17 protein-coding genes are annotated in these 22,126 nt (G+C 75.7%); 12 read left to right on the plus strand and 5 right to left on the minus strand.

Going from position 1 to position 22,126, the window contains the following annotated elements; translation table 11 throughout:
• Positions 1-9: 9 nt before the first annotated feature.
• The 3 genes from AC02VZ_RS05175 (at position 10) to AC02VZ_RS05185 (ending at position 3,197) form a co-directional block, all read left to right on the plus strand.
• Positions 10-1,176, plus strand: coding sequence for a YihY/virulence factor BrkB family protein (locus AC02VZ_RS05175; RefSeq protein ID WP_432057908.1), 1,167 nt, complete (start codon positions 10-12; stop codon positions 1,174-1,176).
• Between the two features lie 137 nt (positions 1,177-1,313).
• Complete coding sequence (locus AC02VZ_RS05180; RefSeq protein WP_476474632.1) at positions 1,314-2,288, plus strand: AraC family transcriptional regulator; 975 nt, start codon at positions 1,314-1,316, stop codon at positions 2,286-2,288.
• Positions 2,289-2,501: 213 nt separating this feature from the next.
• Entirely contained in the window at positions 2,502-3,197 is a 696-nt protein-coding gene (locus AC02VZ_RS05185) for an AraC family transcriptional regulator (RefSeq protein ID WP_476474743.1), read from the plus strand.
• Positions 3,198-3,367: 170 nt separating this feature from the next.
• Here AC02VZ_RS05185 and AC02VZ_RS05190 read toward each other — a convergent pair whose 3' ends face one another.
• Positions 3,368-3,775: a VOC family protein gene (locus tag AC02VZ_RS05190; protein ID WP_476474633.1), complete on the minus strand. Its 408-nt coding sequence runs from the start codon at positions 3,773-3,775 to the stop codon at positions 3,368-3,370.
• Positions 3,776-4,118: 343 nt separating this feature from the next.
• Between AC02VZ_RS05190 and AC02VZ_RS05195 the strand changes: the two genes are divergently transcribed.
• Positions 4,119-5,672, plus strand: coding sequence for a carboxylesterase/lipase family protein (locus AC02VZ_RS05195; protein ID WP_476474634.1), 1,554 nt, complete (start codon positions 4,119-4,121; stop codon positions 5,670-5,672).
• Between the two features lie 125 nt (positions 5,673-5,797).
• Here AC02VZ_RS05195 and AC02VZ_RS05200 read toward each other — a convergent pair whose 3' ends face one another.
• Complete coding sequence (locus AC02VZ_RS05200; protein WP_476474635.1) at positions 5,798-6,361, minus strand: dihydrofolate reductase family protein; 564 nt, start codon at positions 6,359-6,361, stop codon at positions 5,798-5,800.
• Positions 6,362-6,620: 259 nt separating this feature from the next.
• Here AC02VZ_RS05200 and AC02VZ_RS05205 point away from each other — a divergent pair, with 259 nt between their 5' ends.
• Entirely contained in the window at positions 6,621-7,550 is a 930-nt protein-coding gene (locus tag AC02VZ_RS05205) for a hypothetical protein (protein ID WP_476474636.1), read from the plus strand.
• A 31-nt stretch (positions 7,551-7,581) separates the two neighbouring features.
• On the opposite strand, the gene mmuM is transcribed toward AC02VZ_RS05205, so the two are convergent.
• Positions 7,582-8,499: a homocysteine S-methyltransferase gene (mmuM, locus tag AC02VZ_RS05210; protein ID WP_476474637.1), complete on the minus strand. Its 918-nt coding sequence runs from the start codon at positions 8,497-8,499 to the stop codon at positions 7,582-7,584.
• Between the two features lie 395 nt (positions 8,500-8,894).
• Between mmuM and AC02VZ_RS05215 the strand changes: the two genes are divergently transcribed.
• Positions 8,895-9,722 carry a class II glutamine amidotransferase gene (locus AC02VZ_RS05215; RefSeq protein ID WP_476474638.1) on the plus strand — a complete coding sequence of 276 codons (828 nt, stop codon included), beginning with the start codon at positions 8,895-8,897 and terminating at the stop codon, positions 9,720-9,722.
• Positions 9,723-9,941: 219 nt separating this feature from the next.
• On the opposite strand, the gene AC02VZ_RS05220 is transcribed toward AC02VZ_RS05215, so the two are convergent.
• Complete coding sequence (locus tag AC02VZ_RS05220) at positions 9,942-11,195, minus strand: FAD-binding protein (protein WP_432057917.1); 1,254 nt, start codon at positions 11,193-11,195, stop codon at positions 9,942-9,944.
• A gap of 155 nt (positions 11,196-11,350) precedes the next feature.
• Between AC02VZ_RS05220 and AC02VZ_RS05225 the strand changes: the two genes are divergently transcribed.
• The 4 genes from AC02VZ_RS05225 (at position 11,351) to AC02VZ_RS05240 (ending at position 17,669) form a co-directional block, all read left to right on the plus strand.
• Positions 11,351-12,670: a radical SAM protein gene (locus tag AC02VZ_RS05225; RefSeq protein WP_432057918.1), complete on the plus strand. Its 1,320-nt coding sequence runs from the start codon at positions 11,351-11,353 to the stop codon at positions 12,668-12,670.
• A gap of 309 nt (positions 12,671-12,979) precedes the next feature.
• Positions 12,980-14,485: a cellulose binding domain-containing protein gene (locus tag AC02VZ_RS05230; protein WP_476474639.1), complete on the plus strand. Its 1,506-nt coding sequence runs from the start codon at positions 12,980-12,982 to the stop codon at positions 14,483-14,485.
• A gap of 378 nt (positions 14,486-14,863) precedes the next feature.
• Positions 14,864-15,961: a ribosome small subunit-dependent GTPase A gene (gene rsgA / locus AC02VZ_RS05235; protein WP_476474640.1), complete on the plus strand. Its 1,098-nt coding sequence runs from the start codon at positions 14,864-14,866 to the stop codon at positions 15,959-15,961.
• Positions 15,962-16,256: 295 nt separating this feature from the next.
• Entirely contained in the window at positions 16,257-17,669 is a 1,413-nt protein-coding gene (locus tag AC02VZ_RS05240; RefSeq protein ID WP_476474744.1) for a DNA-3-methyladenine glycosylase 2 family protein, read from the plus strand.
• Between the two features lie 308 nt (positions 17,670-17,977).
• Here AC02VZ_RS05240 and AC02VZ_RS05245 read toward each other — a convergent pair whose 3' ends face one another.
• Positions 17,978-18,460, minus strand: coding sequence for a DUF456 domain-containing protein (locus AC02VZ_RS05245; RefSeq protein WP_432057922.1), 483 nt, complete (start codon positions 18,458-18,460; stop codon positions 17,978-17,980).
• Between the two features lie 187 nt (positions 18,461-18,647).
• Here AC02VZ_RS05245 and AC02VZ_RS05250 point away from each other — a divergent pair, with 187 nt between their 5' ends.
• Together AC02VZ_RS05250 and AC02VZ_RS05255 are read left to right on the plus strand one after the other, a co-directional pair.
• A complete protein-coding gene (locus tag AC02VZ_RS05250; RefSeq protein ID WP_476474641.1) occupies positions 18,648-20,297 on the plus strand; it encodes a protein phosphatase 2C domain-containing protein in 1,650 nt (549 codons plus the stop codon).
• 66 nt (positions 20,298-20,363) lie between these two features.
• Positions 20,364-22,106 (plus strand): pyruvate dehydrogenase, encoded by a 1,743-nt coding sequence (locus AC02VZ_RS05255; protein ID WP_476474642.1) that lies wholly within the window; start codon positions 20,364-20,366, stop codon positions 22,104-22,106.
• Positions 22,107-22,126: the final 20 nt, after the last annotated feature.

Consider the following 22,126-nt stretch of genomic DNA (forward strand, 5'->3'; position numbering starts at 1 on the left):
CGTTAGCACGTGCAGCCAGCAAGAGACACCACCGACGAGCCGTCCGGTCGCCTCCACCGGGCCAGGGCCCTGTACCGGAACGTATCCAAACGCAGGACCGCCTGGCTGCTGCTCAAGGACACGGTCAACTCGTGCATGGAGTACCGCATCCTGGGCCTGGCCGCCGAGGCCGCGTTCTTCACGCTGCTGTCGGTGCCCCCGCTGCTGCTCAGCATGATCGGGCTGCTCGGCTACGTCGACACCTGGACCGGCGCCGACACCATCGCGAGCCTGCGCACCAACCTCCTCGACGCCTCCCGCACGGTGCTGTCCGACCGCGGTGTGGAGCAGATCGCCCAGCCCATCCTGGACGACGTGATGAAAGGAGGCCGCCCCGACGTCATCTCCATAGGCTTCCTGTTCGCCCTGTGGTCCGGCTCGCGCGCGGTGAACGTCTTCATCGACACCATCACCGTCATGTACGGCCTCGACGGCGTCCGCGGCATCGTCAAGACCCGCCTGCTGGCCTTCCTGCTGTTCCTGGTCGCCCTGCTGATCGGCTCCGTCGCGCTGCCCCTGATGGTGGCCGGACCGGACGCCGTGGTGCGCGTCGTGCCCTGGTCGACCACCGTGGTGCAGGTCCTGTACTGGCCCGTCGTCATCCTGCTGTCGGTCGCCTTCCTCACCACGCTCTACCACGTGTCGGTACCCGTGCGGTCGCCCTGGATCGAGGACGTGCCGGGCGCGCTGGTCGCCCTCGCCATGTGGGTCCTCGGCAGCTTCCTGCTGCGCCTCTACCTGAGCAACACCGTCGAGGGACCCACCATCTACGGTTCCCTCGCGGCGCCCGTCGCCGTGCTGCTGTGGATCGGTGTGTCCGCGTTCGCGGTCCTGGTCGGGGCCGCCGTCAACGCCGCCATCGACCGGGTCTGGCCGGCCGCCGCCACGGCCGCCGCCCGCGAGGCCAACGAGCGGATGCGCCAGGCGCAGGTCGCCGAGTACGTCGCCCGCACCACCGCCACCGTCGACGAGGACGGCGAGGCGGACCCCGACATGCCCTCCGAGTTCCCCGAACGCTGGTCCCGCTTCCTCCCCCCGGAGGACGTCACCGCCCGGCTGCGCACCCACGCCAAGTCCGGCCACCCCCCGAAGAACGGGAGCGACGCGGACGACGACGACACCCCGCCCGGCCGCTGAACCGGCCCCGGCAGGGGAGGCCGCCGGGCGCCGGTCAGTCGCGCTCCCGGTCCTCCGGCGGGCCGTGGCGCTGCCCCGCCCGGAGACGGTCGTCGGGGCGGGGCCGCCCGGCGGGCCGCGCGTTCTACGCTGACGGCATGGACGTCCTCACCGGTCTGCTGGAAGGTCCGCGCGCCCGCGGGGCGTTCCTGATCAGGGCCTGTTTCGACCCGCCCTGGGCGGTCCGGATCGAGGACCGCGCCCCCCTCACCGTGATGCTCGTGGTGCGCGGTGACGCCTGGATCGTGCCGGACCGCGGCCCACGGCTGCGGCTCCGCCCCGGCGACCTCGCCCTCGCCCGCGGCCCCGCCCCGTACACCTGCGGCGACGACCCGGACACCGCACCGCAGGCGCTGATCCTGCCCGGCGGCGAGTGCCACCACCCCGACGGACGCCCCCTCAACGGCGTCATGGACCTCGGCGTGCGCACCTGGGGCGACCGGACCGACGGCGCCACGGTCATGCTCATCGGCACCTACGGGCGGCGCGGCGAGCTCGGCGGCCGGCTCCTCGACGCGCTCCCTCCGCTGCTCTCCCTCGCCGCCGACGCCTGGGACTGCCCGCTCACCCCGCTCCTCGCGCAGGAGATCGTGCGCGACCGCCCCGGCCAGGAGGTCGTCCTCGACCGGCTCCTCGACCTCCTGGTGATCGCCGCCCTGCGGGCCTGGTTCGACCGCCCCGGGGCGGAGCCCCCCGCCTGGTACGCGGCCCTCGCGGACCCGGTCGTCGGCCCGGCGCTGCGCCTGCTCCAGAACGATCCCGCCCGCCCGTGGACGGTCGCCGACCTGGCCGCGAAGGCCGGCGTCTCCCGCGCCTCCCTGTCCCGCCGCTTCACCGCCCGCGTCGGTGGACCCCCGATGGCCTACCTCACCGGCTGGCGCCTGGCCCTCGCCGCGGACCGGCTCCGCGACACCGACGACACCCTCGGAGCCATCGCCCGCCGGGTCGGCTACGGCAGCGCGTTCGCGCTCTCGGCCGCCTTCAAACGCGCCTACGGCGTCAGCCCCCAGGACTGGCGCACGGCGCGGGGCGGACCGGCGGACGCCGGAGACCCCCTGACCGCAGGGGAGTGAGGGCCCGAGCGGCGCGGTCGTGCGGCGCGCGGGGCCCGGGGACGCGGGAGAGGGCCGGGTGCCCCGTTGACGACGGTATGCGCGGGCCCGACGCCCGTCAGCCGACAGGCGGGCGGGTGCTGACCAGGGGTCGCGGGGGAGCCGTCCGATCCCGGCCGCGGGTTCGGCGTGCGTCCGGCGCGTAAGGTGAACGGCGAGTGGGAGGTGGCGCACGTGTACCGCGAACGGGCGTCGCGGCTGCCGGGGGCGGTCGTGTGGCGCAACACCCTCTCCGGTGACGCGGACGGCGGCCGGGTCCTGCCGGACGGCTGCATGGACCTGCTCTGGCACGAGGGGCGCCTGCTGGTCGCCGGTCCCGACACCCGCGCCCACCTCACCGCCGGCGGACCCGGCACCTGGGCCGGCATCCGCCTCCGGCCCGGCACCGCCCCCGCCCTGCTCGGCGTCCCCGCCCACGAACTGCGCGACCGGCGCGTCGAGCTCGCCGACCTGTGGGGTGCCGCCGAGGTGCGCCGGCTCACCGCCCGGGTACGGGCAGCCGCCGATCCCGTGACCGGCCTGGAGGACCTGGCCCTGCGCCTGGCGGCGGCCACCGACCCGCCCGACCCGGCCCTGCGGGCCCTGGCGGCAGCCCTCGGCGCGGGCCGGCCGGTCGGCGCGGTGGCCGGTGACCTCGGCATCGGAGCCCGTCAGCTGCACCGCCGGTCCCTCGTCGTGTTCGGCTACGGCCCGAAGACCCTCGCCCGCATCCTCCGCCTGCACCGCGCCCTCGCCCTGGCCGGCACCGGCACCCCGCCGGCCGAGACGGCCGCCCGCACCGGCTACGCCGACCAGGCCCACCTGTCGCGCGAGGTACGGGCGTTGACGGGGCTGCCGCTGCGCGAACTGCTGCGTGGGAACGGTCGATAGACGGGCGGGAGCAGCGCAGACGGCGCCCTCGCCGGCGGTCTGCGGTGTGCGGATTGCGGTCTGCGGTCTGCGGGCCGGGTCCGGCCTGACGCCGGGCGCGCAGCAGGACTGCGCCGGGCCGGGGTGGACACCGGCGCCCGGAAACGGCGCGATGTCCCAGGGGTCGCCCCCTACGCCGCCCCGCCGCCCTCGGACGGTGCGAAGAGGTCGACCCCGTTGCCGTCCGGGTCCTGCACCACGGCGTACCGCTGGCCCCAGACCGCGTCCCACGGCTTCAGCTCCCCGTGGTACCCCTCGGCGACCAGGTCCCCGTAGAGCGCGTCCACCTCGGCCGGGCTGTCGCACCGCAGCGCCAGCGAGGCCCGCCCGCCCCCGGCGGGTGCCTCGTACCCGGGGTGGAACGAGCGGACCACCTCCTCCGTGTCCAGCAACAGCCGCAGGCCGCCCGGGAGTTCCGCCTCCGCGTGCCCCTGCTCCTCGGCCCCCTCGGGGAAGGCGAAGCCGAGCCGGCGGTAGAAGGTGACGGAGGCCGCCATGTCCGAGACGACCAGTGCGATGGCATCGAAACGTGCAGTCATGCGTCCCACGGTAGGGACGGGTCCGGAGCCGGTCTTGAAGGAATCGGACACCGAGAGGTGCGGGCGGCGGGAGCGGCCGGAGCCTCCCGGCGGCCCGGGTCACGCGAGTGGCGGGCAGGTCGCGGAGCCGCCCGGAGGCCACGGCCGGCCGCCTGTGCCGCTCCCTGACGAGCGTGACGACGACCGTCGCGGGACGGCGGGACGGCGGGAGAGCGGGACGGTGGCAGGGGAGGCCGGGGGAGCGCGGGGCCGATACGGGCGTGCGGCGGGGCCGGTCCTGTGTTACCGGTGGGTTCAGAGGCGCGAGGGCGCGAGCGCGGCGCGGTGAAGGGCTGGTGGGTGGATGACGGCAGACCGGGCACACCCCGTGACCGACACGCCCCACGGTGCCGTGCGCGGCCGGTGGGAGCGCGGTGTCGCCGTGTACCGGGGCATCCCGTACGCGGCACCCCCCGTCGGCCCGCGCCGGTTCCGGCCCCCGGTGCCGCCGGAGCCGGGGGACGGGGTGCGCGACGCCGGGGCGTTCGGGCCGACGGCCCCGAAGCCGCCGTACTCCGAGGCGTTCGCGCGGTACCTGTCCGACCCGTTCGTGGCGGGCGACGGCTGCCTCAACCTCAACGTGTGGACGCCCGACCCGTCCCCGCGCGCCCGCCTGCCCGTCCTGGTCTGGCTGCACGGCGGGGCCCTCACCCGGGGCTCCTCCGCCGTCCCCGTGTACGACGGCCACGCCTTCGCCCGGGACGGCGTGGTGTGCGTGTCGGTCAACTACCGCCTGGGGGTGGAAGGGTACGGACTCTTCCCGGACGCCCCCGCCAACCCCGGCCTGCGCGACCAGCTCACCGCCCTGCGCTGGGTCCACGAGGCCATCACGGCGTTCGGCGGCGACCCGTCCCGCATCACCCTCGCGGGACAGTCCGCCGGCGCGATCAGTACCGGCGCGCTCCTCGCCGCACCCGGGGCCCAGGGGCTGGTGCGGCGCGCCGTCCTGCAGAGCGGGCCGCCCGAGGCGTCCGACCGGGACAAGGTGCGGCGGATGGTGCGCCGCATGGCGGCCCGCCTGAAGGTGCCCGCCACGGCGGAGGCGTTCGCCGCGGTGGACCCGGCCCGCCTGCTCCGCGCCCAGGCCGAGGCGGGCCGCCTCAGCAGCCCGGTGCTCGGCGGCCCCGCCTTCGGCGTCGTCGTGGACGGTGACCTCGTCCCGGGCGACCCCCTCGACGCGCTCACCGTCGGGGGCGCCGCCCGCGGTGTGGACCTCCTCATGGGCTGGACACGCGACGAGTACCGCCTGTGGCTGGTCCCCGGCGGACTGGTGGACCGCGTCGACCGGCTCGGCCCGGTCGCCCTCGCCGGCGCCACGGCCCGCTGCCGCTGCGGCGGCGAGGTGCCCCGGGGCTACCGCGAGCTGCTCCCCGGTGCCGGAACCGCGGAGATCGTCGGCCAGATGGTCACCGACCACCTGCTGCGCGTGCCGCTGCACCGCCTCGCCGACGGCCGGACGGGCCCCTCCTACGTCTACGAGTTCGCCTGGCCGTCCGGCCTGCCCGGCATGGGCGCCTGCCACGCCCTGGAACTGGGCTTCGTCTTCGACACCGGCGACCGGCCCGAGGCGCGGAAGCTCGCCGGTGACGAGGCTCCCGCCGACCTCGCCGACGCGATGCACGGGGCCTGGGTCCGCTTCGTCACCGACGGCACCCCCGGCTGGCCCCGCTGGAACGCCGACCACCCCGTCCACGTCTTCGGCGACGGCCCCCCGCACACCGTCCACGGCCCCCGCGACCGGGAACTCGCCCTGTGGGCCGCCTCCGGGGGCGACACGCCCCCCGCTCCCGCCGAGTCACCCGAACTGCGCCGCGTGGTCGGCCGGTTGCGGCGCATCGGCGTATCGCGGCGCACCTGACACCCGCCCGGCCACGACGCCCCCGGCGGCAGTCGGGGGCGGACCGGGCGGTGGCCCGCGACGGGTTGCGCCGGTGCTCGCCGTATCGATCCACAGCGGCCGGAACCCCGAAGCGACGGCGGGGTCTACCGCCGCACGCGGTAGCGCAGCAGCACGAACTTCGAGCCGAAGGGGCGGGTCTCGACCAGGTCGAGGTCCACCCGGCGCTCGTCCCGGGCGAAGTAGGGCAGGCCCCCGCCGACCAGGACCGGGTACACCATGATCCGGTACTCGTCGATCAGTCCCGCGGCGGCGGCCTCCGCGGCGAGCGTCGCGCCGCCGATGGCGATCTCCCCCTCGCCCGGTTCGGCCCGCAGCCGTTCGATCTCTTCCGCCACGGTGCCGGTGGCCAGGCGGGCACGGCCCCGGACGTCCGAGAGCGTGGTGGAGAACACCACCTTGGGCAGCGGGTTCCACAGTTCGACCCACTCGCGCTGGGCGGCGTCGAGCGACGGATCCTCGGCCGCGGTCTCCCAGTACAGCATCGTCTCGTACAGGTTCCGGCCGAGCAGGTGGACGCCGACGGTGCGGATGTCGTCCAGCCAGTAGCGGAAGACCTCCTCGTCCGGCTCCGACCAGTCGAAGCCGCCGTCCGGTCCGGCGATGTAGCCGTCCAGGGAGACGTTCATGGAGTAGGTCACGTCGCGCATGGGGAATCCTCCTCGGTTCCGGGTCCGACCCTATGACCGCGGAGCGCCTCCGAATTCATCGCCACGCGACCGTCCCGCCGGGCGGTAGCCCCCGAGGGGGCGCCGGGCGGGCCTGCCGCACGGGCGCCGAGGGACCGGCCGGCGGGTGCGGCGACCGCCGCCCACCGCCGAGGAAGTACCCGAGGACGTACCGGGAGCCCTCGAGAAGCCGCCGGACCGGGCAGGTGCATGATGAGTTCGACGACAACAGGGGGCGGGAATGGCGCAGTCGACCATGCCATGGGACGGGACGAGACCGGCGGGGGCCGGAGGAACCGGGAAGGCCGCCGGCGCCGGGGGCTGGATCGCCGCCTGGCTGACGGGGGCCGTGGCGCTGGTGGCGGAGGGCACGCTGGCCCTGATCGTTTTCGGGATCGTGGCCCTCCAGGGGGAGGACGCCTACTTCGCCGGGGCGGGGGCGCCCCTCGGATGGATCCTCGGAGCCGTGCTCGGCGTGGTGGCCGCCGCACTGGCGGGGCTGACCGGCTCGGCGGCGGTGGTCCTGCCGGTGCTCCGGCTCTCCCGCCGGTCCGCCCGCCGGGCCGGACGGGCGGACACGGCGCTGCGGTGCCTGGCCGTGTGCGCGGTGCTCGCCGTGGTGACCGGGGCGGTCGCCGGCGCGGTGGGCGCGGTCCGTGGCGACGACGCGGCCCGGCTGCTGCTCGTGGCCCCGGTGGTCTTCCTCGTCCTGAGCCCGGCCGTCCTGTGCGCGCGGGCCGCGACCGTCGTGCGCGGCCCCGGTGCCCGGGTCGCGGTGCCCGCGGTCGTCGGCGCGGCGGGCGGGGCCCTGTCGGCCGTCGCCCTGGCGGCGGGCGTGGTGGCGTACGCGACCGGGACGCTGGAGCTGTACGAGCCGCCCCGCCTCACCGAGGAGCAACTCGTCGGCACCTGGACGGACGACCGGGGAGGCACGCTGACCCTCCGGGCGGACGGCACGGCGGTGGCCGACGACCTCGGGGCGGAGGACCGGTGCAGTGGGTCCGGCACGTGGGAGCGCACGGAGCGGGGGTCCGAACCGGAGCTCCTGCTGCTGGGCGACGGCTGCCCGGAGGAGAGCTACGCGTTCAGCGGTACGGCCGAACACCCCAGCCTGTACCACCTGTTCGGCGACGTGGAGGCGCCCGGCCGGTACGTCCTGCGGCGCGACTGACCGGAGCACGGCACGGCGGTGCGGCGGTACGTCAGCCGCGGCCCACCGCCGCCGCCACGGCCGCGATGGCCTCCGGGCCCACCCGGCAGCACCCCCCGATCAGGCGGGCGCCGGACTCCCGCCAGCCGGCGACCCGGCTCGCGGTGAACGTCCGGCGGCCCGTCCAGGCGCGGGCGGCGGCGTCCCAGGTCTCACCGCTGTTGGGGTAGACGACGACGGGCTTGTCCGTGACGCGGGCGGCGAGGGCGACGGCGTGGTCGGCGTCCTCGGGGGTGCAGCAGTTGACGCCGACGGCGATCACCTCGTCGGCGTCCACGGCCAGCGCGAAGGCGTCCTCCAGCGGCTGGCCGGCCCGGGTGCGCCCGCCGGCGGCGGAGTAGGACAGCCAGGCCGGCACACCCAGACCGGACAGCACGGCCAGGAGGGCCGCCGCCTCGTCGACGTCGGGGACGGTCTCCAGCGCGAGGACATCGGGGCGGGCCGCCGCCAGGACCTCCATCCGGGGCCGGTGGAAGCGTTCCAGCTCCGCCACGCTCAGGCCGTAGCGGCCCCGGTACTCGGAGCCGTCGGCGAGCATCGCGCCGTAGGGGCCGACCGAGGCGGCGACGTACAGGGGGCGGGCGGTGACGGCGCGCTGGACGGCGTCGCGGGCCGCCTCCACGCTCACGGCGAGCAGTCCGGCGGCCCGGCGGCGGTCGATGCCCTGCCGGGCGAAACCCTCGAACGTGGCCTGGTAGCTGGCGGTGATCGCCACGTCGGCGCCCGCCCCGAAGTACGCGAGGTGGGCGTCGGCGACGGCCTCGGGGGCGTCGGCCAGCAGCCGGGCCGACCACAGCGCGTCACCCAGGTCGTGCCCGGCCGCCGCGAGCTGGTTGGACAGGCCGCCGTCCAGGACCAGCGTGCCACCCGCGAGGGCGTCGGCCAGGGTCGGTGCGGGCGAGGGCTGCATACGACCGACGGTAGCCGGACCGCCGCGACCCCGGCCACCGGCGACCGGACCGGACGGACGGGCGGGTCGGGTCGGGAGGGCCGTACGGATCGGGCGGACCGGGCGGGCCGAGCGGACCGTACGGATCGGGGGGGGCAGAGCGGGCGGGACGGGTCGCCCGCGCCCGGTATCTCCGACGGGATCGGAAGCCCCGGCCGATCTCCGACGGGACCGGAGATCCGGGTACCCGCGGGGGCGGCCGGGCCCGGGCCCACGGGTTCCGGGCGTCCCCACGGGTACTCGGGGCGTCGGTGGGACGCGGGACCCGAGGGCCGACAGGTGGGGGAACGGCTCCGTGTGGCCCTGGCCCGGACGACGTGATGCGAACGCGAAGCGACACGAGAGGAACCTGCGCGATGTGCCGATGGCTCGCCTATTCGGGGACCCCGATCCTGCTCGACAGCATCCTGTACCGGCCCGCCCACTCGCTGATCGACCAGAGCCTGCACGCCAAGATGGGGGTGGAGACCACCAACGGCGACGGCTTCGGCGTCGGCTGGTACGGGGAGGGCAACGGCACCCCGGCCGTGCTCCGGGAGATCGGTCCGGCCTGGAGCAACCGGAACCTGCGCGAGATCTCCGGCCACGTCCGCTCCCACCTGTTCTTCGCCCACATCCGGGCCTCGACCGGTTCCGCGGTGCAGCAGACCAACTGCCACCCGTTCCGCCACGGCCCCTGGATGTGGATGCACAACGGCGCGATCGAGGGGTTCGACCTGGTCCGGCGTGATTTGCTGATGGCCGTGGACCCCGGCCTCTTCCCGCACATCGAGGGCTCCACGGACTCCGAGACGATGTTCTACCTGGCGCTCACCCTGGGCCTGGAGGAGGACCCGCCGGCCGCCGTCGCCCGGATGGCCGGGCTCGTCGAGCGCACCGGCCGGGCGCACGGCATCGAGGACCCCCTGCAGATGACGGTCGCCGTGACCGACGGCGAGAGCCTGTGGGCGTTCCGCTACTCCAGCCGGCGGCAGTCCCGGTCCCTCTTCTACAGCACCCGCGTGGACACCCTGCGCTCGCTCCACCCGGACCAGGAGTTCCTGCGGGGCGTGGCCGAGGGCACCCGCCTGATCGTCTCCGAGCCCCTGGGCGACATGCCGGGGGCCTGGAACGCCGTCCCGGAGAGCACCTACGGGGTGGTGCGGCCGGGCGGCGACGAGATGCACTCGTTCACGCCCGCGTGACCTCGCCACCACGGTCCACCACCGGGTCCGGTACCTCCGCGTCGCACCCGAGCCGACGGCCCTGCGCCGCGCGCGAGCCCGGCGGCCCTGTGCTGCACCCGAGCCCACGACCATGCGTCGCCCCTCAGCCCACCCCGCCCTCGCCCATGCCCCCGAGCCGGGGCCTCGCACCGCACCCGACCCCCGGATCGAGCCCGACCCCGCCCCCGACCCCGCGCCTCACACCCCCAGCAGCGCGTCCGTGAAGGCGTTGCGGAAGACCCCCGCCCCGTCCAGGTCGGCGGCCAGGGCGCGGAAGTCCGGCAGCCGGGGGTAGCGGTCGGCCAGCTCCGCGCCCGGGACGGTGAACACCTTCCCCCAGTGCGGGCGGGGCGCGAAGGGCGCCAGGGCCTCCTCCACCCGCCGCACCACCGGCAGCACCGCCCCGGCGTCCGCGATCCAGGTGAAGTGGACGGCCACCGCATCCCGGCCGTGGGCGGGGCTGAGCCACTGCTCGTCCGCGGCGACGGTGCGGATCTCGCAGGTCTGCAGGACGGGGGCGACCGTCGCCCGGATCGCGTCGAGCGCGTGCAGCGCGTCGACGGCGTGGCCGCGCGCCATCAGGTACTCCGACTGGAGTTCCTCCCCGCTGCTCGGGGTGAACTCCGCCCGGAAGTGCGGCAGCCGCTCGTGCCACGGGCCGGCCGCACCGAACTGCTCGGTGCAGTTCACGGCGGGCATGCCCGGCACCGGGTGCATCTTCTCCGTCGCGGGATCCGCCCACGGGAACGGCCGCAGCGGCTGGTCGGTGCGGCGCTTGAGCCACACCTGGCGGAAGCCGGGAGCGCGCCAGTCGGTGAACAGGCTCACGCTGTACGCCGACGCCATCACCCGCTCGAACGTCCCCGGGTCGAGCACGTCGAGCGGCAGCTCGGTGAAGACGTGCTGCTCCACCTCGTAGGCCGCCTCCAGGTCCAGGGTGAGGGCGGTGACGACGCCCAGGGCGCCCAGCGAGGTGACCACGGCGCCGAACCGTGCGTCCTGCCGGCCGATCCGCAGCAGGTCACCGGCCGCGGTGACCAGCTCCACCTCCCGCACCGCCGAGGCGAGCGGGCCGTTCGTCACCCCGGAGCCGTGCGTGCCGGTCGCCACCGACCCGGCGACGGAGATGTGCGGCAGCGACGCCATGTTCGCCAGCGCCAGCCCGTGCGCGTGCACCTCGCGGGCCAGCTCGGCGTAGCGCACCCCGCCGCCGACCGCCACCGTGCGCGCCCCGGGGTCGACCTCGATCCGCCGGGGCATGGCGTCCAGGGACAGCAGCACCCCGCCCTCGCCCGGGTCGGCGATCCGGTTGAAGGAGTGCCCGCTGCCCAGCACCCGCACCCGGGAGGCGTCCCGCACCACCGCCCGCAGCTCCTCCGGTCCGCGCGGGCGCCGCAGCTCGGTGCCGGTGTAGGTGATGTTGCCCGCCCAGTTGGTGACGCTCCCGGTCATGCCCTGCCCTCCCTGACGTGGGGGGGGCGGGAAGTCCCCCGCCGGACGGTATCCCGGGGAGTGGGCCGCGCCACGTCGGGGGACCCGGCACCACGGTTCCCCGAGCGGGGGCATACCGTGAGGAGTCGTACGTCGAAGCCGGGAGGAGACACGGGATGGGCAGCCGGACCGCGCTGGTCGAGGATCTGATGGAGCGGTTCCCGCACGTGCCGCGGGAAGCCGTCTTCAAGGAGGACCTGCTGCGGGGCGGTGTGGCCTTCGACCCCTCCGCCCTCAGCGACAACGAGGACGGCGAGGTCAAGCCGAAGTCGTACTTCATCTTCTCCTTCGACCACGGAACCCTGCCGGAACTGGGCGAGGCCGCCCTCCGGCGCCCGCCGGAGGAGATCATCCTCACCGGCGGCCCCTACGACCTGCGCCGCACGGTGGTGTCGGTGCGGGTGAACCCGGCCTCCCCCTACCGGGTGGCCGCCGACGAGCACGGCGTGCTGGGCCTCTACCTCGACGGCAGGCGGATCTCCGACGTCGGGGTGCCGCCCATGCCCGAGTACTACCGGCACACCCTCTCCAACGGGAAGTCGGTCATGGAGGTCGCCCCGACCATCCAGTGGGGCTACCTGATCTACCTGACCGTCTTCCGGGTCTGCCAGTACTTCGGCGCCAAGGAGGAGTGCCAGTACTGCGACATCAACCACAACTGGCGCCAGCACAAGGCCGCCGGCCGGCCCTACACCGGTGTCAAGGACGTCGAGGAGGTCCTGGAGGCGCTGGAGATCATCGACCGGTACGACACGGCGAAGGCGTCCACCGCCTACACCCTCACCGGCGGCGCCATCACCAAGACCGTCGCCGGCCGTGACGAGGCCGACTTCTACGGCCACTACGCCAAGGCCATCGAGGAGCGTTTCCCCGGCCGCTGGATCGGCAAGGTCGTCGCCCAGGCGCTGCCCAAGGACGACGTGCAGCGCTTCAAGGACTACGGCGTGCAGATCTACCACCCCAACTACGAGGTGTGGGACGAGTACCTGTTCAAGATGTACTGCCCGGGCAAGGAGCGCTACGTCGGCCGCGACGAGTGGCACCGGCGCATCCTGGACTCCGCGGACGTCTTCGGGGCGCGCAACGTCATCCCCAACTTTGTGGCGGGCGTGGAGATGTCGCAGCCGTTCGGCTTCACCACCGTCGACGAGGCCATCGCGTCCACCACCGAGGGCCTGCGCTTCTTCATGTCGCACGGCATCACGCCCCGCTTCACCACCTGGTGCCCGGAGCCGACGACCCCGCTCGGCAAGGCCAACCCGCAGGGCGCGCCGCTGGAGTACCACATCCGGCTGTTGGAGGCCTACCGCGCCACCATGGACGACTTCGGCCTCGCCTCGCCCCCCGGCTACGGTCCGCCCGGCCCCGGCCGCGCGGTCTTCTCCGTGAGTTCCTTCATGGACAGCCTGCCCGCACAGGAGCCCGTCGAGGCCTGACAGCCAGGCGCGAGGGCCGACGGGCGACATCCCAGGGCCGACGGACGACATCCCAGGGCCGACGGGCGACATCCCGGCGGCCGACGGACGACACCCCGGGGCCGACGGACGCATTAGGGAAGGCCGGAACCGAGACGTTCCGGCCTTCCTTGCGTATGGTCCCGGCGAGGGGTGCGTTGGCCGGCGGAAGTGAAGACGGCGCTTGTCAGTTCCCGCGCGGACGTGAAAAGGTCGTCGTCTGCCGCGAGGCATCCCTCAACTCGTCCGCCCGTGGGGCGAGTTGACCTCGTTCGTGGATGCAGGAGACCCATGCCCGACGTGCCGAGCCCCCAGGACGTCAGTGAGACGGCCCTGTTCTCCGAGTGCTGGGACGCGGTGCTCTCCTACGCCGACCTGTGCACGGCCGGCACGGACGCGGGCGCGGAACTCGCCCGGGAGGCCTTCGCGGACGGCATACGCGACCTGCGCGCCGCCGAGGCGGCGACCGTCCACGGCGCCGGTCGCCGCGCGACCCGGCTGCCCCGGATCCCGCTACTGCTGACCGCCGTCCGCACCGCCGTGACCCGCTGGGAGGCCGACGGCCGCGGCCACAAGCTCGACCCGGACCTGCGGCTGTGGCTCCACTCCGAACGCGCCGCCCGCTACACCGGCCCCCCGCTGGAACGCCCCGTCGCCCTGCGCGGACTGCGCGACCTCCCGCCGGCCGACGCCGAACTGCTGTGGCTCGCCGAGGTGGAGTCCCTGCCGCTGCCGGTCGTGGCCCGCCGCCTCGGTCTCGACCCGGGCACCGCGCACGACGAACTCGACCAGGTGCGGCGGCAGTTCCGGGACCGGTGCCACCGCAACCACCTCGACTCCCCGATGGACGCCCGGTGCCGCAGTTACGCCCGGCTCCTCGACGCCGTCACCCGCTCGCCCGCCGCCGACACCCCCGACGACCTCTCCCGCCACCTCGCCACCTGCCTGCGGTGCGCCGAGGCGGCCGCCTGCCTGCGGCTGGAAGACGGCGGCCTGCCCGGCGCCCTGGCCGGCGGCGTGCTGGGCTGGGGCGGACCCGCCTACCTGGAACGGCGCCGCCGGGCCGCCGACGCTCGCCTCGGCACCGGGCACACCGGCCCGGCCGCCGCCCCGTCGGGCGACCCCGCCGAGGGCGGTCCGCGCGTCGCCCGCAACAGCCTGCTCGCCGCCGCCGTCCTGGTCTCCCTGCTGGCGCTCGCCGCCTCGCTGATGCCGTTCGGCGGCGGCGACGGCGGCGTGGCCCGCGCCGACGACGCCCGCCGCCCGGGCGCCGGCCCCGGGGTGTCCCTGCCGCCGGAGCCCGGCAGCCCGTCCGGCACCGCGCCGGCCGCCGGCACGGCGCCCGCCGCCTCCGCCCCGGGCCCGTCCGCGGACCGGACCACGGCGCCGGTGCCGGAGCGCGACGACCCCGACCCGGAGCCGCAGGGCACCTCCTCCGGCACCGCGGGCCCGCCGCCGCCCGCCGCGAGCAGCGACGGACCCGCCGCCTGCCGCGTGGCCTACGACCTGGTCAACCAGTGGCCCGACGGCTTCCAGGCCACCCTCACCGTCACCACCCGGCAGGCCCTGGACGCCTGGCGGGTCGCCTTCTCCTTCCGCGACGGTCAGCAGGTCCGCCAGATGTGGGACGCCACCCACGACCAGAAGGGCGCGCGGGTCACGGCCACCGCCGCCTCCTACAACGGGGACGTCCCCGCGAACGGCCGGATCGCCTTCGGCTTCATCGCCTCCTGGGACGGCACCAACACGCCGCCGTACGCCGTCACCCTCAACGGCCGCCCCTGCACGCCCGCCTGACCCGCCCGCGCGTCGGCCGCCGAGGGCACCGGGACGGGAGACGGCGGCCGGAAACGGCGGCGAGAGCGGCGACCGGGCGCGGTGACGGGACGGGGCGGAAAAGGAGTTGACGGTCCGGGAGGGCCGCCGACTACTCTGACCGGCAGATCCACGGTGGCCCCGCGCCGCCGTACCGGAGCGCCGCCCCGCGGCGCGGAACGAGCGAGGAGGTGTCGACCGATGGCTGCGATCGTCACGGACGTCGTCCGCACTCAGCACTCCGTCAAGTCCACCTCCGTGGCCGCCGGCTGACCCACGACCTTCCTTCCGCCCTGCCGGGTGTGCGCGAGCACGCCCGCCGGGCGCCGCCGGGGCCGCTCCTCGTGAAGGGCCATCCCCTTGAGCTCGCTCCCTCTTCCCTCCCGCTCCGCGCTGACTCCCTATGGCTGGGACGACGCCTGGGCCGGGACCTTCGCCCCGCACGCCACCGCGGGGCTGCTGCCCGGACGCGTGGTCCGGGTCGACCGCGGCCAGTGCGACGTGGTCACCGACGACGGCCCCGTGCGCGCCGACACCGCCTTCGTCACGCCCCACGACCCGTTGGAGGTCGTGTGCACGGGTGACTGGGTCGCCGTCGAGCCGGCGGGCAGCCCGCGCTACGTACGGGCCGTGCTGCCGCGCCGTACCGCCTTCGTGCGGTCGACCTCCTCCAAGCGGTCCGAGGGGCAGATCCTCGCCGCCAACGTCGACCACGCCGTGGTCGCCGTCTCGCTCGCGGCCGAGCTCGACCTCGCCCGCGTCGAACGGTTCCTCGCCCTCGCCTGGGAGTCCGGCGCGCGGCCCGTCGTCGTGCTGACCAAGGCCGACCTGGTCCCGGACGCGGTGACCCGCGCGCACCTGGTCCAGGACGTCGAGACCAGCGCGCCCGGCGTGCCGGTGATCACCGTCAGCGCCCACGACGGCGACGGCCTCGACGTCCTCACCGCCGTGGCCGCCGGGGGCACGTCCGTGCTGCTGGGCCAGTCCGGCGCGGGCAAGTCCACCCTCGCCAACGCGCTCCTGGGCGCCGACGTGATGGACGTGCGGACCGTCCGGGACGTCGACGGCAAGGGCCGGCACACCACGACCACCCGCAACCTGCTCGTCCTGCCCGGCGGCGGAGTCCTCATCGACACCCCCGGCCTGCGGGGCGTCGGCCTGTGGGACGCCACCGACGGCGTCGGCCAGGTGTTCTCCGAGATCCGGGAACTCGCCGAGGGGTGCCGGTTCCAGGACTGCTCCCACGAGCGGGAACCCGACTGCGCCGTCCTCGCCGCCATCGAGGACGGCACCCTCCCGCAACGCCGCCTGGACAGCTACCGCAAGCTGCAGCGGGAGAACCGGCGCATGGTCGCCCAGAAGGACGCACGGCTGCGCGCGGAGATCCGCAAGCAGTGGAAGCGCCAGGACGCCCGGGCCCGCGAGGCGATGGAGATCAAGCGGGGCCGCTGGGCGTAGTCCGAGGTCCGGGGAGCCGGTCGTGGACGCCGACGGCGCGCCCGCGACCCGCCCTCCGGGTGCTCCGTGCCGTTCGCACTTACGGACGGCCGGACGGCCGGACGGCCGGTGGGCCGGTGGCCCGGGCGGCGGCCGGGTGGGCGAGCCCGTTCGCCCGCCCGGCGCCGGTGCCGGGCCGTTCGCCCACCGGGGGCAGGGGTGTCCGGGCTGTCCGCCCACCCGGGGCCGGGTGTCCGGCTGCATGTCCGATTTCCGCCGGCCAGGACCGTCGCGCGGGCGCAGACTGGACGGTGTGATGGACGACGACAGCAGGTACCAGGCGGTGTGCGGCCGGGACGGACGGTTCGACGGCGTGTTCTTCTTCGCCGTCCGGACGACCGGGATCTACTGCCGTCCCAGCTGCCCCGCGGTGACGCCCAAACGGGCCAACGTGCGGTTCTACGCCACGGCCGCCGCCGCCCAGGGAGCCGGGTTCCGGGCCTGCCGGCGGTGCCGGCCGGACGCCGTGCCGGGCTCCGCCGAGTGGAACGTCCGGGCCGACGTGGTCGGCCGCGCCATGCGGCTGATCGCCGACGGCGTGGTCGACCGCGAAGGTGTCGCCGGGCTCGCGGCCCGGCTCGGCTACAGCGCCCGCCAGGTGCAGCGCCAGCTCACCGGCGAGGTCGGCGCCGGTCCGGTCGCCCTCGCCCGGGCCCAGCGCGCCCACACCGCCCGGGTCCTGCTGCAGACCACCGACCTGCCGGTGACCTCCGTGGCCTTCGCCTCCGGCTTCGCCAGCGTGCGGCAGTTCAACGACACCGTCCGCGCCGTCTACGCCGCCACCCCCAGCGCCCTGCGGGCCGCGGCCCCCGGCGGCGGCCGGACCCCCCGCCGCGCGGCCACGCCCACCGCGGGCATCCCCCTGCGGCTCGCCCACCGCGGCCCCTACCCCGCCGGGCCCGTCTTCGACCTGCTGGAACGCGAGGCCGTCCCCGGCGTCGAGGAGGTCCAGGGCCCGCCCGGAGCCCGCACCTACCGCCGCACCCTGCGCCTGCCGTACGGCACCGGCATCGCCGCGGTCCGGGAGCGGCCCGGCGCCGCCCCGGGAGGGCGGGGTGCCCGGCCGGGCGGCTGGCTGGACGCCCGCCTCCACCTCACCGACCCCCGGGACCTCACCACCGCCGTGCAGCGGCTGCGGCGCCTGTTCGACCTGGACGCCGACCCCTACGCCGTCGACGCCCGGCTCGGCACCGACCCCCGGCTCGCCCCGCTGATCGCCGCCCGCCCCGGGCTCCGCTCGCCGGGAGCCGCCGACCCGGAGGAGTGCGCGGTGCGCGCCCTGGTGGGGCGCGACCGGGCCGCCCTGCTGGTCCGGCGGTACGGCAAGGCCCTGGACGCGCCCTGCGGCACCCTCACCCACCTGTTCCCCGAGCCCGCCGTGCTCGCCGGGGCCGAACCGGACGGCGCCCTGGGCGCCCTCGCCGGGGCCCTCGCCGACGGCACCCTGCGGCTGGATCCCGGTGCCGACCGGGACGCCGCCGAGACGGCCCTGCGCGCCCTGCCCGGGCTGGACGACCGCACGGTCGCCGTGATCCGCACCCGGGCCCTCGGCGACCCCGACGTGGCACCGCTCGCCGCCGGCGCGCCCGACGGCTGGCGGCCCTGGCGGTCGTACGCCCTGCGCCACCTGGAGGCGGCGGGGGAGACGGCCCTCACCGGGGCGGCGTGACCCGGCCCCGCGCGGCCGGACCTCCACGCGGGGCGCGGGGACGGGGCCGGGCGTCCGGGCGGGGTGTGGCCGGGAGTCCGTGCGGGGACGCGGTCCGGCCCCCTGCGAGGACGCGGGCACGGCCTTCGTGTGAGAGGCCGACGGTTTCTGTGCCTGTGCGCCGCCCCGCCTTGCGTGGGGCGTGCCCGTCATCCGTGCGGTGGTCCCGCCCGTCATCCGTGCGGTGGTCCCGCCGGTCTCCGTGAGGGCGCGCCCGGCCGTCCGTACGGGGGCCGCGCCCGGTCCTCGTGCGGGGCCGTGGTCACGCATCAGCCCCAGAACACCGCGCCGATCCAGGCGGCCGTGATCAGCTGGCAGGTGAACAGTTCCGCGAGCAGGCTGGAGCCGCCCGAGCGCAGGGCCGTGCGCACCGCCGCCACCGCGTCGCCGTGCCGGCCCAGGAGCAGCCGTTCGTAGAGGTAGATGCCGCCGAGGAAGCCCGGGACCGCGCCGAGCACGGGCAGCAGCACGAAGCCGAGGAACGAGCCGGTGCCCGCGTACGCGATCATGCGGGCGTCGGTGCCGTGCGCCCGCAGCCGGCGCGGGGGGAGCGCCCAGCGCACCACCTGGGACAGGAACAGCAGGACGGTCGCGCCCACCAGCACCCACCACGCGACCGGCTGCGGGTCCTTCAGCGCCCACCAGGCGACCCCGGCCCACACGAGCCACGATCCGGGGACCCCGGGCACCAGCACTCCGCACAGGCCGAACAGGATCACCAGTCCGGCCAGCAGGAGGTCCCATGCTCCCATCCGTCCAGGGTGCAGGAGGGCGAGGGACGCCGCAGTCCGGCCGGACCGGCCGGGCGGCCCACCGCACCCTCCCCCTGTCGCACACGTGTCCCGCCCTTCACTCGACCCGGCTCCCGACGGGCACGGCGGGCGGGCATTTTCCGGATGCCCGGTTTCCATCCCGCCCGGGCGGTGGACAATCGGGAGCATGAGCCAGCAGGGGGGAAGGGCCAGCGGTCACGAGGACGACTGGTGGCGGCAGTTGTACGACGACTCCACCGGCGACACCGGGCCCGCGCCCGCCCGCGACTCGCTGGACGACCGCTTCGCCTCGGCGTCCGGCACGGTGCGGGACCGCGGACGGGACGGCGGGCGGGACGGCCCGGCGGCGGGGGACGCACCCCCCGCCGCCGTCCCGCCCCCACGCCCGGAGCCGGACCAGCCCCCCGGCCCGCCGGCCTCGGGCCCGACCACCCCCGGTTCGACGGCCTCCGGCCCCGCGGCCTCCGGCTCAGCGCCGGCCCACGGCTCCCCGCCCGCCGGGGGCGCCGTGCCGCCCCGCGCGCCCTGGGAACCGCCACCAGCGGTCCCGCCCGGCCGGGTCACCGGCCCGCCCCCGCTGGCCGCCGGTCCGCCCTGGACCCCACCCGCCCCGGCCGACGCCTCCCCGCCCGCCCCGCCCCCGGCCTCCTCCGCACCGACACCGCACGCCCCGCCACCCCCGGCCCCGCCCGCCGCGCCGCCCCCGGCACCCGCGAGCGCGCCCGGCGCCGCCCCGCTCCCGGACACCGCGCCCCCGGGCGCCCAGGACCCGCGGGCGTCCGCCCCGGCCGTCACCCCCGCTGCCGCGACCCCCGCCACCCCCGCGCCCTCGCCGGTGCGCGGCTACGTCGGCACCCGGCCGCCCACCTACGACGCCGAGCCCACCGCCCTGCCGCCGGCCGAGCCCGACGCCCTCGACGACCTGGTGCCCGACACCGTGCTGGACGGCGCGCGCTACGGCGCCTGCACCCTGCGGGCCGCCTCGGTGCGCGGCGACTCCGCCCGCTACCGGGGCGAACCCCGCCGGGACGCCCTGCTCACCGCCCGCTTCGGCAGCGGTGAGCAGGCCCTGCTGCTCGTCGCCGTCGCGACCGGCGCGCGGACCGCGCCCCGGGCGCACCGGGCCGCCGACGAGGTCTGCCGGTGGATCGGCCGGGCCGTCGGCCGCAGCCACGCCCGCCTCGTCGACGACATCCGGGCCGCCCGCCGCGGTGACCTCAAGTCCGGCCTGAACCGCCTGACCGACCGCAGCCTGGGCCGGCTCCGGGCCCACGCCGTCGAACAGGGCCTCGCACCGGACGCGTACGCGGCCAGCCTGCGCTGCCTGCTGCTCACCGGAGACCCCGAGTGCCGCACCCGCGTCTTCTTCGGCGTCGGCCCCGGCGGGCTGTTCCGGCTGCGGGACGGGGAATGGCAGGACATCGAACCCCGGGTGAGCGACGTCCGGGGCGAGCCCGTCGTCGGCTTCGGCTCGCCGCCCTCCGAGACCCCCGAGGGCGACCGGCTCACCCTGGACCTCGGCCTCCCGGCGCCCCCGAGCCCGTACGAGCCCGCGCCCACCCTCGTCGACCGCCCGGAGCCGCCCCGCGACCCCTTCCGTTTCCGCACCTCCGTAGCCCGGCCGGGTGACACGCTCCTGATGTGCAGCGCGGGCCTCGCCGATCCGATGCGCGGCGAGGAGGAACTGCGCGCCCACCTCGCGGGCCGGTGGTCACGCCCCGAGCCGCCGGGCCTGGCGGCGTTCCTCGCCGACACCCAGGTGCGGGTCAAGGGGTACGCCGACGACCGTACGGCGGCCGCCGTGTGGGAGGCGTGAGGGTGCCCGCTGTGCCTTGATGGAAACCGGAGGGTCCACCCGGACACGAAGGGGCACACGAGAGCCATGGCCAAACAGAACGTCGCGGAACAGTTCGTCGACATCCTGACCCGCGCGGGAGTCAAGCGCCTCTACGGCGTTGTCGGCGACAGCCTCAACCCCGTCGTGGACGCCGTGCGCCGCAGCCCCGCCATCGACTGGATCCACGTCCGGCACGAGGAGACCGCGGCCTTCGCCGCGGGTGCGGAGGCCCAGGTCTCCGGTCGGCTGGGCGCCTGCGCGGGCTCCTGTGGACCCGGCAACCTCCACCTCATCAACGGCCTGTACGACGCCCACCGGTCCATGGCGCCGGTGCTCGCCCTCGCCTCGCACATCCCGTCGAGCGAGATCGGCCTGAGCTTCTTCCAGGAGACCCACCCGGACCGGCTGTTCAGCGAGTGCAGCCACTACAGCGAGATGATCTCCAGCCCGCAGCAGATGCCCCGGCTGGTGCAGACCGCCATCCAGCACGCCATCGGACGCTCCGGCGTCAGCGTCGTCACCCTGCCGGGCGACATCGCCGACGAGCCCGCCCCCGAGCAGGCCGTCGAGACCGCGCTGGTCACCTCCCGGCCGACGGTCCGGCCCGGCGACGCGGAGATCGACTGCCTGGTCGACCTGATCGACGGCGCCGAGAAGATCACCCTGTTCTGCGGCGCCGGCACCAGGGGCGCGCACGCCGAGGTCATGGAGTTCGCCCAGAAGATCAAGTCGCCGGTCGGGCACGCGCTGCGCGGCAAGGAGTGGATCCAGTACGACAACCCCTTCGACGTGGGCATGAGCGGTCTGCTCGGCTACGGCGCCGCCTACGAGGCCACGCACGAGTGCGACCTGCTGATCCTGCTGGGCACCGACTTCCCGTACAACGCCTTCCTCCCCGACGACGTGCGGATCGTGCAGGTGGACGTGCGGCCCGAGGTGCTCGGCCGGCGCTCCAAGCTGGACCTCGCGGTGTGGGGCGACGTGCGGGAGACGCTGCGCTGCCTGACGCCGCGCGTACGGACCAAGGACAACCGGAAGTTCCTCGACCGGATGCTCAAGAAGCACGCCGACGCGCTCGAGGGCGTGGTGAAGGCGTACACGCGGAAGGTCGACAAGCACGTCCCGATCCACCCCGAGTACGTGGCCTCCGTCCTCGACGAGATCGCCGACGACGACGCCGTGTTCACCGTCGACACCGGCATGTGCAACGTCTGGGCCGCCCGTTACATCTCGCCCAACGCCCGCCGGCGGGTGATCGGTTCGTTCTCCCACGGCTCGATGGCGAACGCCCTGCCGATGGCGATCGGGGCGCAGTTCACCGACCGGGGACGGCAGGTCGTCTCGATGTCGGGCGACGGCGGTTTCAGCATGCTCATGGGCGACTTCCTCACCCTGGTGCAGTACGACCTGCCGGTGAAGGTCGTCCTGTTCAACAACTCCTCCCTGAGCATGGTCGAGTTGGAGATGATGGTCGCCGGACTGCCCTCGCACGGCACCGGCATGACCAACCCCGACTTCGCCGCCGTGGCCCGCGCCTGCGGTGCCCACGGGGTGCGCGTGGAGAAGCCCAAGGACCTCGCCGGGGCGCTCAGGTCGGCGTTCCGCCACAAGGGTCCGGCGCTCGTCGACGTCGTCACCGACCCCAACGCGCTCTCCATCCCGCCGAAGATCAGCAAGGAGATGGTGACCGGGTTCGCCCTGTCCGCCTCCAAGATGGTGCTGGACGGCGGCGTCGGCCGGATGGTGCAGATGGCCCGGTCCAACCTGCGCAACGTCCCCCGCCCCTGACAGAGCGTTCCGCCGGGGCC

The organism is Streptomyces sp. 3-6 (assembly GCF_056323165.1).

Bases quoted from the DNA above. Each gene is read 5' to 3' on its own strand.
- AC02VZ_RS05200 (WP_476474635.1), bottom strand. From the start codon at position 6,361: ATGCGCGACGTGACCTACTCCATGAACGTCTCCCTGGACGGCTACATC.
- AC02VZ_RS05190 (WP_476474633.1), bottom strand. From the start codon at position 3,775: ATGACTGCACGTTTCGATGCCATCGCACTGGTCGTCTCGGACATGGCG.
- AC02VZ_RS05245 (WP_432057922.1), bottom strand. From the start codon at position 18,460: ATGGGAGCATGGGACCTCCTGCTGGCCGGACTGGTGATCCTGTTCGGC.
- AC02VZ_RS05250 (WP_476474641.1), top strand. From the start codon at position 18,648: ATGAGCCAGCAGGGGGGAAGGGCCAGCGGTCACGAGGACGACTGGTGG.
- AC02VZ_RS05205 (WP_476474636.1), top strand. From the start codon at position 6,621: ATGGCGCAGTCGACCATGCCATGGGACGGGACGAGACCGGCGGGGGCC.
- AC02VZ_RS05225 (WP_432057918.1), top strand. From the start codon at position 11,351: ATGGGCAGCCGGACCGCGCTGGTCGAGGATCTGATGGAGCGGTTCCCG.
- AC02VZ_RS05215 (WP_476474638.1), top strand. From the start codon at position 8,895: ATGTGCCGATGGCTCGCCTATTCGGGGACCCCGATCCTGCTCGACAGC.
- AC02VZ_RS05180 (WP_476474632.1), top strand. From the start codon at position 1,314: ATGGACGTCCTCACCGGTCTGCTGGAAGGTCCGCGCGCCCGCGGGGCG.
- AC02VZ_RS05230 (WP_476474639.1), top strand. From the start codon at position 12,980: ATGCCCGACGTGCCGAGCCCCCAGGACGTCAGTGAGACGGCCCTGTTC.
- AC02VZ_RS05220 (WP_432057917.1), bottom strand. From the start codon at position 11,195: ATGACCGGGAGCGTCACCAACTGGGCGGGCAACATCACCTACACCGGC.
- AC02VZ_RS05195 (WP_476474634.1), top strand. From the start codon at position 4,119: ATGACGGCAGACCGGGCACACCCCGTGACCGACACGCCCCACGGTGCC.
- AC02VZ_RS05240 (WP_476474744.1), top strand. From the start codon at position 16,257: ATGGACGACGACAGCAGGTACCAGGCGGTGTGCGGCCGGGACGGACGG.
- mmuM (WP_476474637.1), bottom strand. From the start codon at position 8,499: ATGCAGCCCTCGCCCGCACCGACCCTGGCCGACGCCCTCGCGGGTGGC.
- AC02VZ_RS05255 (WP_476474642.1), top strand. From the start codon at position 20,364: ATGGCCAAACAGAACGTCGCGGAACAGTTCGTCGACATCCTGACCCGC.